The organism is Jeotgalibaca caeni (genome assembly GCF_028863945.1).
GTDB lineage: Bacteria > Bacillota > Bacilli > Lactobacillales > Aerococcaceae > Jeotgalibaca > Jeotgalibaca caeni.
Window position 1 is genome coordinate 1 of the sequence record NZ_JARBEA010000104.1, and the last position, 2,761, is coordinate 2,761.

The following is a 2,761-nucleotide window of genomic DNA, read 5'->3' on the forward strand; positions in this document are numbered from 1 at the left end:
GGTTCGTGCGCCCAAAAATAGGGTTCATACGCCAATTTTCCTAATGTGAAGCCAAATCAGCTTGCGCATTTAGAAAAACTAATGGCAATTCCGAAAACTGGAATGCTTCATCGTTGAAAAAACATTTTTTCAAGAAAATTTTAGGAGTATGAATAATTCAGGTTTATGGTTCTATTGGCTCTTGGAATGCCGATTGCCATTAGTATTGCTGTTTCTTCAATGTCAACGTTGCTATTGGTTATTCCGTTTGATGTAGCGGTATTTAGTTCTGCTCAAAAAATGGTAGGTAGTATTAATAGTTTCTCCCTTGTTGCAATCCCGTTTTTTGTATTTTCGGGAATTATTATGAACAATGGAGGGATTGCCCAGAAGTTAGTTGATTTTGCCATGCTTTTTGCCGGAAGAATCCCGGGTGCTTTAGCAATCACGAACGTAATTGGGAACGCTTTGTTCGGATCTATTTCCAGTTCCGCAATTGCAGCTTCCACCGCAATTGGTGGGGTGTTAGTGCCACAACAAGTAAAAGAGGGCTACGATAAAGAATACGCAGCTGCTGTCAATATCGCATCTGCGCCTACAGGGATGGTAATTCCTCCTAGTACTGCGTTTATTATGTACTCGTTAATTGCTGGTGGAGCTTCCATTTCAAGTCTATTCCTTGGTGGTTATGTAGTCGGTGTGTTGTGGAGTGCAGCAATTATTATTTTAGCCGTTTTCTTGGCGAAAAAGAGAAACTACCCTGTCATTGCTAGAGATACTAGTAAAAGTGTTGGGAAAATTCTAATGGATTCGGTTCCGAGTTTATTCTTAATTTTCATTATTATTGGTGGAATTATGACTGGTTTGTTTACTGCGATTGAAGCTTCGGCTGTATCTGTAGTTTATGCTTTGTTCTTAGCTTTGTTTTACTATAAGACCGTTACGTGGAAAGACTTGCCGAGAATGGTTGTTCAAACCGTAGAAATGTCAGGAACCATTATGTTCTTGTTGGCTACTTCTTCGATGATGTCCTTTGCAATGGCATTTACAGGAATCCCACAAGCAATTAGTAGTGGTATTCTCGGTCTGACAGACAATCCGTATCTGATTCTATTTATGATTAACCTTGTCTTGTTAGTTGTAGGGATGTTTATGGATGTGGCTCCTGCGATTTTGATTTTCACGCCAATCTTCCTGCCGATTGTAACTCAAATCGGAATAGATCCTGTTCATTACGGATTGTTCTCGATTATGAACTTGTGTGTAGGATCTATTACACCACCAGTTGGTACGGGACTATATGTGGGGGCAAGTGTAGCAAATGTGAAAGTAGAAAAAATGTTCAAACCAATGATTCCTTTCTATATTGTTATCTTATTAGTACTATTTGCGATTACTTACTTCCCTCAATTGATCATGTGGCTACCAAACATGGCTGGGTAACACCTAAATCTGTATATAAAGGAGAAAAGGAAGAGAAAATCTTCCTCTCCTTTTTATAATATATTGTGAAAAAAATAACAATAAGGAGTGTGTAAAAATGATTAACAGAATGATTTTAAATGAGCTGGCGTATTTTGGAAAAGGTGCTTCAAAGGAAATTCTACCAATTATTGAAAAAAACAACTTTAAAAAAATATTGGTAGTGACACAAAAAGAGTTGCTTGACTTAGGAGTTGCCTCCAAGGTAACCGATTTATTAGATGAGGCAGCAATCTCTTACAGCGTTTTTGCGAACGTGCAAGAAAATCCAACCGTCAAGAACGTAAAGGAAGGTGTTTCTGCATGTAAGGAATATGGTGCTGATGCAATTGTGGCCGTTGGAGGCGGATCAGCGATTGATACCGCAAAAGCAATCGGAATTATTATCACAAACCCTGAATTCGAAGACGTAGTGAGCTTGGAAGGTGCAGAAACAAAGAACAAAGCACTGCCTATTATTGCGGTTTCAACTACTTCAGGAACGGCAGCAGAAGTGACCATCAACTATGTAATTACAGACGAAGAAAAACAACGGAAATTTGTTTGTGTGGATCCTAACGATTTACCGATTGCCGCAATCATTGACACTGAAATGGTGAAAACCATGCCGAAATCTCTTGCTGCTTATACAGGAATGGATGCACTAACACATGCAATTGAAGGCTATATCACGAAGGGCGCATGGGGACTTCCAGATGCGTTGCACCTTTATGCCATTGAACTGATTTCTAAAAACTTAAGAGCTTCCGTTTTGGAGGCTGATGAAAAAGCACGCGAAGAAATGGCGTTGGCTCAATATGTTGCTGGTATGGGATTCAGTAATGTGGGATTAGGAATCGTTCATTCCATGGCTCATCCATTAGGAGCGGTTTATGGAATTGCTCATGGAGCTGCTAATGCAGTTCTTCTGCCTTATGTAATGGAATTTAATGCGGAAGCTACAGGCGAACGTTACCGTGATATCGCTCGTGCAATGGGAGTAAGAGGAACAGAGGAAATGAGTCAAGCAGAATACCGATATGCCGCAATTAATGCTGTGAAACAACTTTCGATGGATTTAAGCATTCCAGAAAAAGTCTCTTCCTTAGGGGTAAAAGAAGAAGATATCGAAAAGTTGGCTGCCTATGCGATGGCTGATGCCTGCACACCTGGTAACCCTCGTGAAGCAACCAAAGAAGAAATTGTAGAAATTTACAAAAAAGCATTTTAAGCATAAAAAGAGTCTGGGACAAAACCAGAAAAATGAATAAAGAAATAGCTCTCGCAGATCCCTTTTGGGGTGGCGAGAGCCATTTTTTTG

2 protein-coding genes are annotated in these 2,761 nt (G+C 39.9%); both read left to right on the forward strand.

The window, feature by feature from the left end; genetic code table 11:
• Positions 1-165: 165 nt before the first annotated feature.
• Complete coding sequence (locus tag PVE40_RS12505) at positions 166-1,422, forward strand: TRAP transporter large permease (RefSeq protein WP_274732264.1); 1,257 nt, start codon at positions 166-168, stop codon at positions 1,420-1,422.
• A 97-nt stretch (positions 1,423-1,519) separates the two neighbouring features.
• A complete protein-coding gene (gene fucO / locus PVE40_RS12510) occupies positions 1,520-2,671 on the forward strand; it encodes a lactaldehyde reductase (protein WP_274732266.1) in 1,152 nt (383 codons plus the stop codon).
• Positions 2,672-2,761: the final 90 nt, after the last annotated feature.